The sequence below is a fragment of the Paenibacillus sp. 1781tsa1 genome, assembly GCF_024159265.1.
In the GTDB taxonomy this organism is placed as follows: domain Bacteria; phylum Bacillota; class Bacilli; order Paenibacillales; family Paenibacillaceae; genus Paenibacillus.
In genome coordinates this window covers 5,986,904-6,000,694 of record NZ_JAMYWY010000001.1, presented here as the reverse complement: position 1 = coordinate 6,000,694, position 13,791 = coordinate 5,986,904, and the positions used below count along the sequence as shown (strand labels likewise).

The window sequence follows — 13,791 nt, the reverse complement described above, 5'->3', positions numbered from 1 at the left end:
AGAGAATATGGAAAACATACGCCACCATGCCAAGGCATCATGAACTTATAGAACGTATATATCAAGGGAGGATTCAGATTTATGTCAAACGAACGTGAGCTTTCATTTGAAACATTGGCGATTCATGCAGGTCAGGAGATTGATCCAACTACCAACGCACGAGCAGTTCCCTTATATCAGACAACATCCTATGGCTTCAAGGACACCGAGCATGCAGCTAATCTGTTTGGTTTGAAAGAGTTTGGCAACATCTATACCCGTCTGATGAACCCAACCACTGACGTGTTTGAGCAACGGATTGCTGCGTTGGAAGGCGGAGCTGGTGCGCTGGCTACAGCTTCTGGTCAAGCAGCCATTACGTTTTCACTTCTGAATATTGCTGGTGCAGGTGATGAGATCGTGTCTTCGGCGAGTTTGTATGGAGGTACATACAATCTGTTCTCGACGACTTTGCCAAAATTGGGTCTGGACGTGAAATTTGTGGATTCCAGTGATCCTGAAAATTTCCGGGCAGCGATTACGGAGAAAACGAAAGCATTGTATGCTGAAACGATCGGTAATCCGAAGGGAAATGTACTTGATATTGAAGCGGTGGCAGCCATTGCCCATGAACATGGAATTCCTTTGATCGTGGATAATACGTTCCCAAGTCCGTACCTGCTTCGTCCAATCGAACATGGAGCAGATATTGTCGTTCACTCTGCAACGAAATTTATTGGGGGTCATGGTACATCCATTGGTGGCGTTATCGTGGATAGCGGAAAATTTGATTGGAAAGCAAGCGGCAAGTTCCCTGGTCTGACGGAGCCGGACTCCAGTTATAACGGTGTTGTATATACGGAAGCGGTTGGACCTATTGCTTATATTATCAAAGCTCGTGTACAACTTCTACGTGACTTGGGTGCAACAATCTCTCCATTTAACTCCTGGTTGCTGCTGCAGGGACTGGAGACATTGCATCTGCGCGTAGAGCGTCATAGTAGCAACGCCCTTGCGGTTGCGGAATTCCTTGAGAAACATGAGGATGTGTCTTGGGTAAGTTATGCAGGTCTGCCGAGCCACGGTTCTTACGAGCTTGCACAGAAGTATCTGCCAAGAGGGCAGGGCGCCATTCTGACCTTTGGAATCAAAGGTGGTGCGGACGCCGGTCGCAAATTGATTGAAAATGTTAAACTGTTCTCTCACCTTGCGAACGTGGGCGATTCCAAGTCACTGATCATTCACCCGGCAAGTACGACTCATGCGCAATTGACCGAAGATGAACAAACTGCCGCAGGGGTTAATCCGGAGTTGATTCGTCTGTCTATTGGCACAGAGAACATTCAAGACATTATCTATGATCTGGAGCAAGCGATCAAAGCAAGTCAGGGAGCAAGTGTAGGCGCATAAAAATAAATAATTTGGAGCCGTCATCCTTTAAGGAGTGGCGGTTTTTTTTATTTGGTTTGTGGAATATCAGGAAAATATCCATTTACAAATGAGGATCACAGGCATATACTGATTAAAAGTTGTATTGGGTAAAAATAATTGCATAAGTACAAAAATGATTATCATTCTCATTCGAGATGATTACAAAATCATTCACAAAACCATGCTGCTGCGGGATTCCCGCAGCAGCATGTGTCATTTTTAGGGCATTAACAATGGCTCTCATTCTCAATACAACTTCATTTTTGGGAGCGGAATGGGGCAAACTCTCATCCGCAAATCTAACATTCGAAAGGATCGTGATTCATATGCAAGCGATACATCAACCTCTACACAGACAGAAACAAGCAGAACAACGCTCGTCCCAAACACCTGGCCCCAATCGAGGCAAAAAGCCTGATTTTCGAGCCATGGTGCAGAATAAAGAGATGCAATCTGCATTGGGTAGTGGGCTGTTGATGCTGATTGCCTGGGGAACTGCACCGTATTTTGGTACATTATCCATCATGCTCTACATTGTGGCGTATGCCGTGGGTGGTTGGACCAAAGCGAAGGAAGGCATCGAGACACTGGTCAAGGACCGAGATCTGGATGTAAACCTGCTGATGATTGCCGCATCCCTTGGGGCCGCAGCCATCGGTTACTGGAATGAAGGCGCGATGCTGATCTTTATTTTTGCACTCAGTGGTGCGTTGGAAAGTTATGCGACAGAGCGCAGTCATAAGGATATCTCATCGTTGCTCGCGCTGAAGCCGGAGACAGCACTGCGTATTGAGGATGGTCAGATGAACCTTGTGGCTATTGATGATCTCCAGCCGGGTGATCTGCTGTTGGTGAAACCGGGAGAACTCATCCCGGCTGATGGTGTCGTGTACCGGGGGAGTTCTTTTATCAATCAGTCGTCCATCACCGGAGAATCCCTGCCTGTGGACAAAGTTGCGGGGGATGAAGTCTATGCAGGTACTTTAAACGGGGAGGGCGCCCTATACGTAGAGGTCACCAAATCGGCTGAAGGATCACTGTTCGGCAAAATCATTAAAATGGTGGAAGAAGCGCAGGCAGAAGTGCCGGATTCCCAGCGTTTTATGGAGCGGTTTGAAGGAATATACGCACGCATAGTTGTAGGGGTGACTTTACTTGTGATTGCAGGAACTCCACTGCTGCTTGGCTGGACATGGAACGAGGCATTTTATAAAGCGATGGTATTTCTGGTTGTTGCTTCGCCTTGTGCACTGGTGTCCTCGATCATGCCTGTCATGCTGTCCGCGATGTCCAGCAGCGCCCGCCGTGGTATTCTCTTCAAGGGAGGTGCCCATATGGAGAATATGGCACGCACGCGGGTCGTAGCTTTTGACAAAACAGGTACATTAACCATGGGCAACCCGCAAGTTACAGATATTATTACGGCTGAAAATATAGATCGCGCCCAGCTGTTAGCTGCGGTAGCAGCGATTGAGAACATCTCCATGCACCCCTTGGCCCGTGCCATCGTAGATCAGGCGAACAAGGAGAACCTTACACTTCAGGAAGCGGAGCACGTACAGGCCCTAACGGGTTGGGGTATCGAAGGAACGGTAAACGATGTGGTCTGGCGCATTGGCAAAACAAATGGATTGGAATCGATGCAGTCAGAGAAGATGAAAGACGATAAAGATGATGCTTCAGATAAACAGGGGGTTAACCCTGTAAAGGTATCTTTGGAGTGGAACGATGTACGCTCCCGTCTTGAGGGGGAGGGGAAAACTGTATCCGTTGTTATGGCTGATGGTGAATTGGTCGGGCTGATCGCCATGCGGGATACGGTACGGCCTCAGGCAGCAGCTGCAGTGAGAAGACTGGAAGCGATGGGTATTAAAGTAGTGATGTTAACAGGCGATCGAGCCAAATCCGCCTCTGTAATTGCACGTGAAACGGGGGTAAGCATGGTCTATGCAGACTTGCTGCCAGAAGATAAAGTGAAGCAGGTCCAAACGCTCCGCAAACAGTATGGTCCAGTACTAATGGTGGGAGATGGTGTCAATGATGCCCCGGCACTTGCAGCAGCCACTGTGGGTATGGGGATGGGATTATCGGGTAGCGGAACTGCACTGGAGGTAGCTGATGCGGTGTTGATGAATGACAATATCGAAGAGATCGCTTGGGTGATTGGGCAGGCTCGTCGAGCACAGCGTACCGTGAAGCAGAATATGTGTTTTGCCATCACCGTTATTCTGGCCTTAATTGCTGGTAATTTCCTCCAAGACGTCGCATTGCCTCTGGGTGTGGTAGGTCATGAAGGCAGTACAATTCTGGTTATCCTGAATGGACTTAGGCTGCTACGGTAATCAGATTTGGAGATGAAATTGATTAATCGGTTTTGCTGGTTGTATACGACTGGTTGACCGGCTCACGTTTGAACCTTGGGTCAGCGGGTAATGGTTCGAAGAGAAAGTTGCAATAATTCGAGGACAAAGGGAGCTGTGAAATATGGGACGTTATGTACAAGTAGAACCGAATGTAAAAGTATATGTTGAAGATATCGGTGAAGGCACTCCGGTTGTCTTTTTGCACGGCTGGCCTGTTAATTATAAAATGTTTGAATATCAATTGAACGTACTTCCGAACCATGGCATTCGTGCCATTGCGATAGATTTTAGAGGATATGGCTTATCGGATAAGCCTTCCACAGGATATGATTATGATCGGATGGCAGACGATGTTCGTGCCGTTATCGATGATCTGGAACTGAAAGACGCGGTACTCGCAGGGTTCTCCATGGGCGGAGCGATTGCAGTACATTATATGGCCAGACATAAGGGACATGGTGTCTCCAAGCTGGCCTTGTTATCTGCGGCAGCCCCTGTGTTCACTCAGCGCGAAGGTTATCCGTATGGATTGACCCCAGAGCAGCTGAACGAGCAGATCATTGAGCCAATCTTTGCAGATCGTCCGAAGTTGCTGGAGACGTTTGGCGGCATGTTCTTCGCGAAGAAACACAGCCAACCATTCATGGATTGGTTCCACGCGCTTGGCATGGAGGCTTCATCTTATGGTACCATTCGCAGTGCAATTGCCCTGCGAGATGAGGACTTGCGAGGTGACCTGAGTTCGATTCAGGTGCCGACAGCCATTTTGCATGGGAAAAAGGATGAGATCTGTCCGTTCGAATTTGCGGAGCAGATGCATAAAGGCATCGCTTCGTCTCAATTGATTGCTTTTGAAGAGAGTGGTCATGGTGCATTCTATGATGAATTGGAAAAATTCAATTCGGAACTGATTCGGTTTATTCAATCCTGATCAGGAGAGGGCATCATGCTCCTTACAGCCCATCCCATTAATTTCATGGAATCTTCATTTGTGGCTAAAAAAAGAACCCGGTCGACAGCTTTAGGCTGTCCGCTCGGGTTCTTTTATCTGTACTGTAAGAGGTCTTAAACAAGGTTTAACGTGCACAGTAAGTATACGTTCTTCAATTAAAACAGTTCGGTCAGACCGATCATCGTGATGAGTCCGAGTAAAAACGAGATGGTCGCCACTCGTGCATTGCCGTCACCGTGACTTTCGGGAATGAGTTCTTTATAGACAATGAACATCATCGCACCGGCTGCAAATGCCAGACCATAGGGGACAAGGCCGGATACGAGACTGCTTAATGTATAACCAATCATCGCTGTAATAATCTCTACTGCTCCGGTCAGGGTGGCAATGCCCAGTGCTTTGAAGCGGCCAATATTCTGGTTCACTAGAAAGAGGGCGACCAGGAATCCTTCCGGCGCATTCTGCAATCCGATGGAGAAGGCAATAAGATTGCCCAGGTTCTCATCCGAGCTTGCGTAGCTGACACCAACCGATAACCCCTCCGGCAGGTTATGCATGGTAATCGCTGCAATAATCATGAAGGCTTTGGCTTCAATTTTAAAAGGCATTTTCTCGGGATTCTCCAGATCGACGTGTGGAATCTTCATCTCCAGCACCAGTAGAACCAGGCTGCCAAGCATAATACCAAATGCAAGTACAAAGAGATTCGATTGGCCGAGCGCTTCCGGAATGAGATTATAAACCGAAGCTGAGGTCATAATACCTGCAGCGTATGCCAGCAAGATATCACGCAGACGGTGTGATATTTTGCGCATAAATAGAATCGGTACGGCCCCTAGGCCGGTAGACATGGCTGATATAATACTGCCAATGAGTGCATCGTTCATGCTTCCATTTTCCCTCCTGATGAAGACTTCTTCATAATCGCTGCCGAGCATTGACACCGTACATAAAAGAGATCATAATGAACAACAGATTAGAATGATTATAAATTAGAATTCCGTTTCTGCATAGGATTATTGTCATTACGCAGGCAGGTCTTGTGGACATGATCTAGGCTTTTCGTTCTAGTGTATGCAAAAGCAACAGCTTTTGATGCCGGAGGGACTAACCTTTTTGCAGAACCCGGGGGAGGAACTATACATGTATAAATCAATTATTATTGGAACAGGCCCTGCAGGGCTGACAGCAGCGATCTATCTGGCACGTGCGAACTTGAGCCCACTCGTTATTGAAGGTCCACAACCTGGTGGCCAACTGACAACAACGACTGAAGTGGAGAACTTCCCAGGTTTCCCTGATGGCATTATGGGTCCTGAACTGATGGATAACATGCGTAAACAAGCAGAACGTTTCGGTGCTGAATTCCGCACTGGCTGGGTGAACAACATCGACATGAGCGAGCGTCCATTCAAGATTCAAGTTGAAGGTATGGGGGAACTCGTATCCGAAACATTGATCCTGTCTACAGGTGCATCTGCTAAATACCTGGGTATCCCTGGTGAAGAAACAAATGTAGGGCGCGGTGTCAGCACATGTGCAACATGTGATGGATTCTTCTTCCGTAACAAAGAAATCATCGTCATCGGCGGTGGTGACTCTGCTCTTGAGGAAGCAAGCTTCCTGTCCCGTTTTGGTTCCAAAGTAACGCTGGTACACCGTCGTGAAGAACTGCGTGGCTCCAAAATCATGCAGGATCGTGCACGCAGTAACGAAAAAGTAGAAATGGCTTTGAATCGTACACCACTCGAAGTACTTGCTGGTGACAACGGCGTAACAGGTCTGAAAGTATTGAACAACGAAACAGGTCTAGAAGAAGTGATTCCGGCAAGCGGCGTATTTGTTGCCATTGGTCACACACCAAACACTGGATTCCTTGGTGGACAGATCACTACGGACGAACACGGTTATATCCTGACTACACCAGGTACATCCGAGACAAACATCCCAGGCGTATTCGCATGTGGTGACGTGCAGGATACACGTTACAAACAAGCAATTACAGCGGCAGGTAGCGGATGTATGGCTGCTATGGACACCGAGAAATACATTGAAAGCTTGGAGCACAGCGCAGTTGTTCTGTAATAGAATGAGCTGATTCCACTGATTCCAACCAAACGATAGAATAATATAAACCATATGAGGTGAATTAAACATGGAAAACGTAATTGTATATACATCAACGAACTGCCCGAACTGCAAATCCGTAAAAACATTCCTGGCTGACAAAGGTATCACGTATGAAGAGCGCAACATCGAAACTAGCGATGAATTTGCACAACAAGTATGGGACATGGGTGTACGTGCCGTGCCTTTGACTGTCATTGGTGAACACCGTATTCTGGGTATGAACAAAACCCAATTTGCCAAAGCGTTGGACGCTTAAATTACGCTGATCATCTGGAACATGATGTGTTGAAGAACGTTTCAATTCATATGAAATTCCGGTTTTCGCGAGCCGTTAGGATATAGAAAGAACCGTACCCGGAAGGGTACGGTTTTTTGTGCATAAGGCAGCATATAATTTAGAAAAAAATGCTCATGAAAGTCTGAAACACAACATATACCAGCACTCCTGACAGCATGTACATGAAACCAGCCTTCTTTTTGCTCTGGAACAATCGGAGTATGCCAAGGCTGAACAGGGGCGCAAGCACAATCAGGAACAGGAGTACGGTGACAAACATTTGCGCCGAGATATCTGAAGTATCCACGTAGGTCACGCTTCTTTTCACTCCGTTTCGTTATCGGAATTAACACAGCTATATCCACACAGCCATGACAAAAATCACATAACCCCATTATACATCTGGATTTCTTTAACAAAAAGGGAGGAAATGGGGCGAAATGATGTCAATTTTCATCTGTTATTAGACGGAAACTCTTATTTTCCCTAAAAATTGGGATATTGCAGAGTAAGCGGCACCAACACGGGTGGAACGGCTGCCCAGAGCTGCCCATTCAATCTGCAAACTGCGGCGGTGATAAGGTAATGTACGTTCTTCGACAACTTGTTTTAACGCTGTTTCAATCCAGGGACCTGCTTCAGAGAGCGGACCGCCAATGATAATACGTTCCGGGTTAAAACTGTTAACGATATTGGTAATGCCGATCCCCAGTTTGCGTCCAATCGTGTTGTATAATTCTTGAACAGCCTCGTGGCCATGCTCCGCATGATGAATAAGCTCTCGTGTGGTATGAGCAGGTAATTTTAGCTGATGATCCGGGTGCTCGTAGGCTTTTTCCGATGCGTATAACTCCCAGCAACCACGATTGCCACAGGAGCAGGGCAGACCTTCCGCTTCAATGGACATATGGCCTGTTTCTCCAGCATAGCCCCACGCGCCTTTGTATAATTCACCATCTACCATGATGCCTGAACCAATCCCCATGCCTGCACTGATATAGATCATGTGACGGACACCGATGCCTGCACCAAAATTCAACTCTCCATGAGCGCCAGCATTGGCTTCATTATCGATGGTGACAGGCAGTTCGAATTCTTCTTCAAGCATGGAGCGCAGAGCTACCTTCTCCCAGCCCAAGTTGGGTGCAAAAAGGACCATTCCTGTCTCATCGACCATGCCGGGCACCCCGATACCGATGCCAATGATACCATGTGGGGAAGCAGGGGCTGCCTCGATAAGTTGCTGTGCTGCCAATTTTAATTGCTCCAGTACAGAGGAAACGTCATGATGTTCCAATGTCACTGCGTACTCTGTAATGATGTGTCCTTCCAGATCTGTAAGCACACCCTTCAAGTGGGTCACACTGAGTTCCAGGCCGACAGCATAGCCGGATGTCCCCCGAAACAGCAACATGAGTGGTTTGCGTCCGCCGCTGGATTCCCCAGGGCCAATCTCTTGCACCAGATCATCACTGATCAGATCAGCAACCAGGTTGGATACCGTTGCTTTGTTCAGTCCTGTAACCTCGGATACCCGCGCGCGAGAGAGGGGGGCATGACGCCGGATCGTATCGAGCACGATCGACTTGTTTATTTTTTTGACCAGCATCTGGTCTCCGGTAATTTTCATATGGTTAAGGCACTCCTATTCTTCTGATAAAAGGGTTCTGACCCACATCCGAAACAAGTTATTCGACTATTATAGCGTAAACAAGCGTGTAAAAAACAATTTTATTTTTACTTTGTTTAACCAATAGACAAAGTAAATTCGATGTGATAGGATAACGGTGTAAACGATTTCTTAAAACTATTGAGGAGGCATTTTACACATGGCCTATTTTGAATCCGTTAATAAAATTTCATTCGAAGGTAAAGATTCCAAGAATCCTTTTGCTTTTAAACATTATAATCCGGAAGAAGTGGTAGCCGGCAAATCGATGGAAGAACATTTCCGTTTCGGCATGGCTTACTGGCATACATTAACTGCAGGCGGCAGTGATCCGTTTGGTGCAGAGACAGCTGTTCGTTCATGGGATAAATACTCGGGTCTGGACCTCGCGAAAGTACGCGTGGAAGCGGCATTTGAATTTTTGGAAAAAATGAATCTCCCGTTCTTCTGTTTCCACGATGTGGACATTGCACCAGAAGGCAACAACCTGCGTGAGTTCTACAGCAACATTGATACAATCGTTGATCTGATTGAAGATCATATGAAATCCAGCGGCAAAAAACTGCTCTGGAACACGGCAAACATGTTCTCGAACCCACGCTTCATGTTTGGTGCAGCTTCCACTTGTAACGCAGATGTGTATGCTCACGCTGCGGCACAGATCAAGAAAGGTCTGGAAGTGGGTAAACGTCTGGGCGCTGAAAACTATGTATTCTGGGGCGGACGTGAAGGTTACGACACATTGCTGAACACAGACATGCAACTGGAGCAAGACAACATTGCTCGCATGTTCCACATGGCTGTAGACTACGCGAAGGAAATTGGCTTTGATGCACAATTCCTGATCGAGCCTAAACCAAAAGAGCCAACGAAACACCAATATGATTATGATGCAGCAACTTCCATTGCTTTCTTGCAAAAATACGGTTTGGACAAACACTTCAAACTGAACCTGGAAGCGAACCACGCCACACTGGCTGGTCATACATTCGATCACGAAATTCGCGTTGCTCGTACCAACGGTATGCTCGGTTCCCTTGATGCGAACCAAGGCGATATGTTGATTGGTTGGGATACAGATGAGTTCCCTGTTGATATGTATGATGCGACATTGACAATGTATGAAGTATTGAAAAACGGTGGTATCGGCCGTGGCGGTGTGAACTTTGACGCGAAAGTACGTCGTGGCTCCTTCGAAGCAGACGATCTGTTCCTGGCACACATCGCAGGTATGGATACGTATGCCAAAGGTCTGAAAGTAGCAGCGAAACTGATTGAAGATCGCGTATTCGATGACTTCATCGAAAAACGTTACAGCAGCTTCAGCGAAGGTATTGGTGCAGATGTGGTTGCAGGTAAAGCGACACTTGCTTCCCTTGCTGAGTATGCACTCAACAATGAAAACCCACGCAAAAACCAATCCGGACGTCAGGAATTGCTGAGAGCACAACTTAACCAGTACATTCTGGCTGACTAATAGTGGATTAGGCAGGAGTACGTCGACCACCGACGGTTACTCAACTCATATGTGTTGGATATTAGTATCCAAACCAGCCTATACACAAGATTAGCTTGTACCATGGAACGCCTGAACAAGCATGACATTCGGACCGTCCCCGACTTTCCCTTGGGAAGACGGGGGCGGTTTTTTGGTTAAACAAACAATGAGGTTTTTAAATTGCCGATATAAATGGTTGTCTAAAATGGTGCATGCAAAACGAAGTGAGCAGAAAGGACCCGAGGAAGCGAAGCGGTCGCATTTATCCCCGGATTTCTCCCCTTGCCAAAGGGATTAAGGGAAATCCGGGGGTAACGGCGATCCAAGGGTTTTCTGATCACGGAGTGGCCACATGAGCATCAAGGGTTTCATTTATAACCAATGACGAATCAAGGTCATTGGATCAATTTTTTTGCTACAAAAACGAGTACGTTTTTACTCGTTTCATATCCATGTGTGTCCAGGATCATGCATGCAAAACGAAGTGAGCAGAAAGGACCCGAGGAAGCGAAGCGGTCGCATTTATCCCCGGATTTCACCCTTGTTAAAGGGTATAAAGGAAATCCGGGGGTAACGGCGATCCAAGGGTTTTCTGATCACGTAGTGACTTTCATGCGTACTTGGATCTTTCGTGGATATAACCTGTGATAAACGAGAGGAGTTAACCTATGAGTTACGTAATTGGTGTCGATCTGGGAACCAGTGCGGTCAAAACCGTGTTGGTCAATCGTGAAGGAAAAGTGGCATTTGAAGCATCCGAGGCGTACCCGCTTTACCAGCCCAAGGCTGGATACAGTGAACAAAATCCCGAAGATTGGGTAGAGCAGACGATTGTTTCCCTGCGCAAATTGCTCGAAGTGTCTGGCGTACAGCCTTCGGAAATTGAAGGTCTGAGCTTCTCTGGACAGATGCATGGACTGGTCTTGGTAGATGCTGAAGGTAAACCGCTGCGGAATGCAATCCTGTGGAACGATACACGCACAACGGCTCAGTGCCGCCGGATCGAAAAAGTGCTGGATGGCAAGCTGCTAAGCATTGCCCGGAACCGCGCCCTTGAAGGTTTTACCTTGCCAAAAATTCTGTGGGTTCAGGAGAACGAGCCTGAACTGCTGCAGCAAGCATCCTTATTCCTGTTACCCAAAGACTATGTGCGTTATCGCCTGACAGGGGATTACGCCATGGATTATTCCGATGCAGCGGGTACCTTGCTGCTGGACGTTGCAGGCAAGCAGTGGAGCAACGAGATTGCAGAAGCATTCAAACTGCCGATCTCCCTATGTCCACGTCTTGTGGAATCGTTTGAGGAAGTGGGCACCTTGTTGCCTGAGATTGCGGATCAAACAGGTCTGGCAGCTGCGACAAAAGTATATGCAGGTGGCGCGGACAATGCATGCGGTGCCATTGGCGCAGGCATTCTGAGTGAAGGACAGACGATGTGCAGCATCGGAACGTCCGGGGTAGTGCTTTCCTACGAAGAGCGTAAAGATCTCGATTTTGAAGGCAAAGTACATTTTTTCAATCACGGCGAGAAAGATGCTTTCTATATTATGGGGGTAACACTTGCCGCAGGATATAGCCTGTCCTGGTTCAAGGATACGTTTGCAGCGGACAAATCATTTGATGTGCTTTTGCAGGGCATTGATCAGGTTCCGGCGGGCAGCAACGGATTGTTGTTCACACCATATATCGTTGGGGAGCGTACACCTCATCCGGATGCGAATATTCGTGGCAGCTTCATCGGTATGGATGCAGGACACAAGCTGGAGCACTTTGGACGTGCGGTGATGGAGGGCATTACCTTCTCGCTGCGTGAATCCATTGATATTCTGCGCGGCGCAGGTAAAACCGTCAATGAAGTCATCTCCATTGGTGGTGGTGCCAAAAATGAAGCTTGGTTGCAAATCCAGGCGGATGTCTTTAACGCCACGATTGTGAAGCTCGAGAGCGAACAGGGTCCGGCGATGGGGGCAGCAATGCTGGCTGCCTATGGATGTGGCTGGTTCCCATCTTTGCAGGAGTGCGCAACAGCGTTCATTCGTCCGGCGAAGTCCTATGAGCCCAACCCGAAAACGGTTGCTGTCTATGATGAATTGTTCGCACTGTACCAAGAAGTCTATGGACAGACACGTAGTCTCAATGATCGTCTGGCAGCATACCGTTAATTCATCGCATTAAACATTTATATCATACATGCAGAAGCATCCGCACAGGCGGGTGCTTTCTTGTCGTTCAACAAGATTAACCCCATGAAAGGTTTCCTTGTCCTGCATATCCGCATTCCGGCTCTGCATAGATTGAGAATAGAGGATTGTGATCCGTCCAGGCATCGTGTGTCCGACGTTTTTAATAGGAAGAAGCTTGAGAATGGGGGGGTGAAGCTTTGGATGAACATGAGGAACATGGAAGACCACATATTACCTTGTCGATGATCGTTCGTAATGAGGAGAATCGGTATCTCAGACAGGCTTTGGAGACACATCGCCCCTGGATCGATCGCGCGGTAATCATTGATGACGGAAGCACGGATGGAACGGTTGCGATGTGCCGGGAACTTCTGGACGGTATTCCACTTGTATTGGTGGAGAACTCTGCTTCACGTTTTGCAGACGAAGTAAGCCTGAGGAAACAACAATGGGAAGAGACAGTGGCGACCGATCCGGAGTGGATTTTGAATCTGGATGCGGATGAGATTCTAACCAGTGACTTTGGGGCTGTACGCGATCTGTTGCTCAGTGGCAACGAGGATGCGATTTATTTCAGATTGTTTGATATGTGGAGTGATACGCATTACCGGGAAGATGAGTTCTGGCGGGCGCATGCCTACTATCGGCCATTTCTGATTCGTTATCACCCGGGGATGAGCTATGAATGGAAGGAAACACCTCAGCATTGTGGGCGCTTTCCGTTAACGATCCAGCATTGGACTTATGGCTGTCATGCTCCCCGGGTGAAGCATTATGGATGGGCACGGGAAGAAGATCGCATCCGCAAATATGAACGCTATCAAGCACTGGACCCTGAAGCAAGATACGGCTGGAAGGAACAGTACGAATCGATATTGGATCAAGAGCCACGACTGTTGGCATGGGTCGAATAAGGAGAGGGGAGTGAGCACGTTGAAGAAAGACCCGTTACACCAATCGCAAGAGGAATCCAAACCTCCATTAGAGCCGAATTCCCAAGAAAATGAGAAACAGAAAGAGAAGCAACATCAAAACCAACATGAAAACCAACATGAAAACCAACATGAAAACCAGAAAGAGAGCCAGAGTAATCATCGACCGTCCAGACGTTCTGCTATATCACAGGAAACCCGCCAAACGGAAAATCTTGAAACGTTTGTCCAGGAAAGAATACTCATCGCCAGCCCGGTTCGTCAGACAACTCCAGTGCTCCGTGAATTTCTGGATTCTCTGCATGCACTGGATAGAACAACAGTGAAGACGGATTATCTGTTTGTCGACGATAACGAGGAAGAAGCTGCGTCGAATA

Annotated in this window: 11 protein-coding genes; 8 read left to right on the top strand and 3 right to left on the bottom strand. The window is 47.5% G+C overall.

All coding sequences use genetic code 11. From position 1 onward, the window contains the following. Window positions 1-81 precede the first annotated feature (81 nt). The 3 genes from NKT06_RS27035 to NKT06_RS27025 all read left to right on the top strand — a co-directional run bounded on the left by NKT06_RS27035 (window position 82) and on the right by NKT06_RS27025 (window position 4,704). Window positions 82-1,389 carry a homocysteine synthase gene (locus tag NKT06_RS27035; protein WP_253440969.1) on the top strand — a complete coding sequence of 436 codons (1,308 nt, stop codon included), beginning with the start codon at window positions 82-84 and terminating at the stop codon, window positions 1,387-1,389. A 347-nt stretch (window positions 1,390-1,736) separates the two neighbouring features. Then, on the top strand, window positions 1,737-3,752 hold the full coding sequence (locus NKT06_RS27030; RefSeq protein WP_253440967.1) for a heavy metal translocating P-type ATPase: 2,016 nt from the start codon (window positions 1,737-1,739) through the stop codon (window positions 3,750-3,752). Between the two features lie 142 nt (window positions 3,753-3,894). Next, window positions 3,895-4,704 carry an alpha/beta fold hydrolase gene (locus tag NKT06_RS27025; protein ID WP_017692232.1) on the top strand — a complete coding sequence of 270 codons (810 nt, stop codon included), beginning with the start codon at window positions 3,895-3,897 and terminating at the stop codon, window positions 4,702-4,704. 176 nt (window positions 4,705-4,880) lie between these two features. Here the strand turns inward: NKT06_RS27025 and NKT06_RS27020 are convergent, their stop codons facing one another. Then, entirely contained in the window at window positions 4,881-5,612 is a 732-nt protein-coding gene (locus NKT06_RS27020; RefSeq protein ID WP_253440965.1) for a ZIP family metal transporter, read from the bottom strand. 256 nt (window positions 5,613-5,868) lie between these two features. Here NKT06_RS27020 and trxB point away from each other — a divergent pair, with 256 nt between their 5' ends. Then, window positions 5,869-6,810 carry a thioredoxin-disulfide reductase gene (gene trxB / locus NKT06_RS27015; protein ID WP_253440963.1) on the top strand — a complete coding sequence of 314 codons (942 nt, stop codon included), beginning with the start codon at window positions 5,869-5,871 and terminating at the stop codon, window positions 6,808-6,810. 70 nt (window positions 6,811-6,880) lie between these two features. Continuing rightward, window positions 6,881-7,111: a glutaredoxin family protein gene (locus NKT06_RS27010; RefSeq protein WP_253440961.1), complete on the top strand. Its 231-nt coding sequence runs from the start codon at window positions 6,881-6,883 to the stop codon at window positions 7,109-7,111. 139 nt (window positions 7,112-7,250) lie between these two features. Here NKT06_RS27010 and NKT06_RS27005 read toward each other — a convergent pair whose 3' ends face one another. After that, window positions 7,251-7,448: a hypothetical protein gene (locus tag NKT06_RS27005; RefSeq protein ID WP_053779005.1), complete on the bottom strand. Its 198-nt coding sequence runs from the start codon at window positions 7,446-7,448 to the stop codon at window positions 7,251-7,253. 147 nt (window positions 7,449-7,595) lie between these two features. Then, a complete protein-coding gene (locus NKT06_RS27000; RefSeq protein ID WP_253440959.1) occupies window positions 7,596-8,762 on the bottom strand; it encodes an ROK family transcriptional regulator in 1,167 nt (388 codons plus the stop codon). A 199-nt stretch (window positions 8,763-8,961) separates the two neighbouring features. Here NKT06_RS27000 and xylA point away from each other — a divergent pair, with 199 nt between their 5' ends. From xylA to NKT06_RS26985, 3 genes are all read left to right on the top strand, one after another. Further along, window positions 8,962-10,278, top strand: a complete 1,317-nt coding sequence (gene xylA / locus NKT06_RS26995) for a xylose isomerase (protein WP_253440956.1) — start codon at window positions 8,962-8,964, stop codon at window positions 10,276-10,278. A gap of 689 nt (window positions 10,279-10,967) precedes the next feature. After that, the gene (xylB, locus tag NKT06_RS26990; RefSeq protein ID WP_253440955.1) at window positions 10,968-12,461 is read left to right on the top strand and encodes a xylulokinase; all 1,494 of its coding nucleotides are present in this window, start codon (window positions 10,968-10,970) and stop codon (window positions 12,459-12,461) included. A gap of 218 nt (window positions 12,462-12,679) precedes the next feature. Continuing rightward, a complete protein-coding gene (locus NKT06_RS26985) occupies window positions 12,680-13,396 on the top strand; it encodes a glycosyltransferase family 2 protein (protein WP_253440954.1) in 717 nt (238 codons plus the stop codon). The last annotated feature ends 395 nt before the right edge of the window (window positions 13,397-13,791 follow it).

What these genes read in the sequence shown, in the direction of transcription:
- NKT06_RS27035 (WP_253440969.1), top strand. Translation starts at nt 82, where the DNA reads ATGTCAAACGAACGTGAGCTTTCATTTGAAACATTGGCGATTCATGCA.
- NKT06_RS27030 (WP_253440967.1), top strand. Translation starts at nt 1,737, where the DNA reads ATGCAAGCGATACATCAACCTCTACACAGACAGAAACAAGCAGAACAA.
- NKT06_RS27025 (WP_017692232.1), top strand. Translation starts at nt 3,895, where the DNA reads ATGGGACGTTATGTACAAGTAGAACCGAATGTAAAAGTATATGTTGAA.
- NKT06_RS27020 (WP_253440965.1), bottom strand. Translation starts at nt 5,612, where the DNA reads ATGAACGATGCACTCATTGGCAGTATTATATCAGCCATGTCTACCGGC.
- trxB (WP_253440963.1), top strand. Translation starts at nt 5,869, where the DNA reads ATGTATAAATCAATTATTATTGGAACAGGCCCTGCAGGGCTGACAGCA.
- NKT06_RS27010 (WP_253440961.1), top strand. Translation starts at nt 6,881, where the DNA reads ATGGAAAACGTAATTGTATATACATCAACGAACTGCCCGAACTGCAAA.
- NKT06_RS27000 (WP_253440959.1), bottom strand. Translation starts at nt 8,762, where the DNA reads ATGAAAATTACCGGAGACCAGATGCTGGTCAAAAAAATAAACAAGTCG.
- xylA (WP_253440956.1), top strand. Translation starts at nt 8,962, where the DNA reads ATGGCCTATTTTGAATCCGTTAATAAAATTTCATTCGAAGGTAAAGAT.
- xylB (WP_253440955.1), top strand. Translation starts at nt 10,968, where the DNA reads ATGAGTTACGTAATTGGTGTCGATCTGGGAACCAGTGCGGTCAAAACC.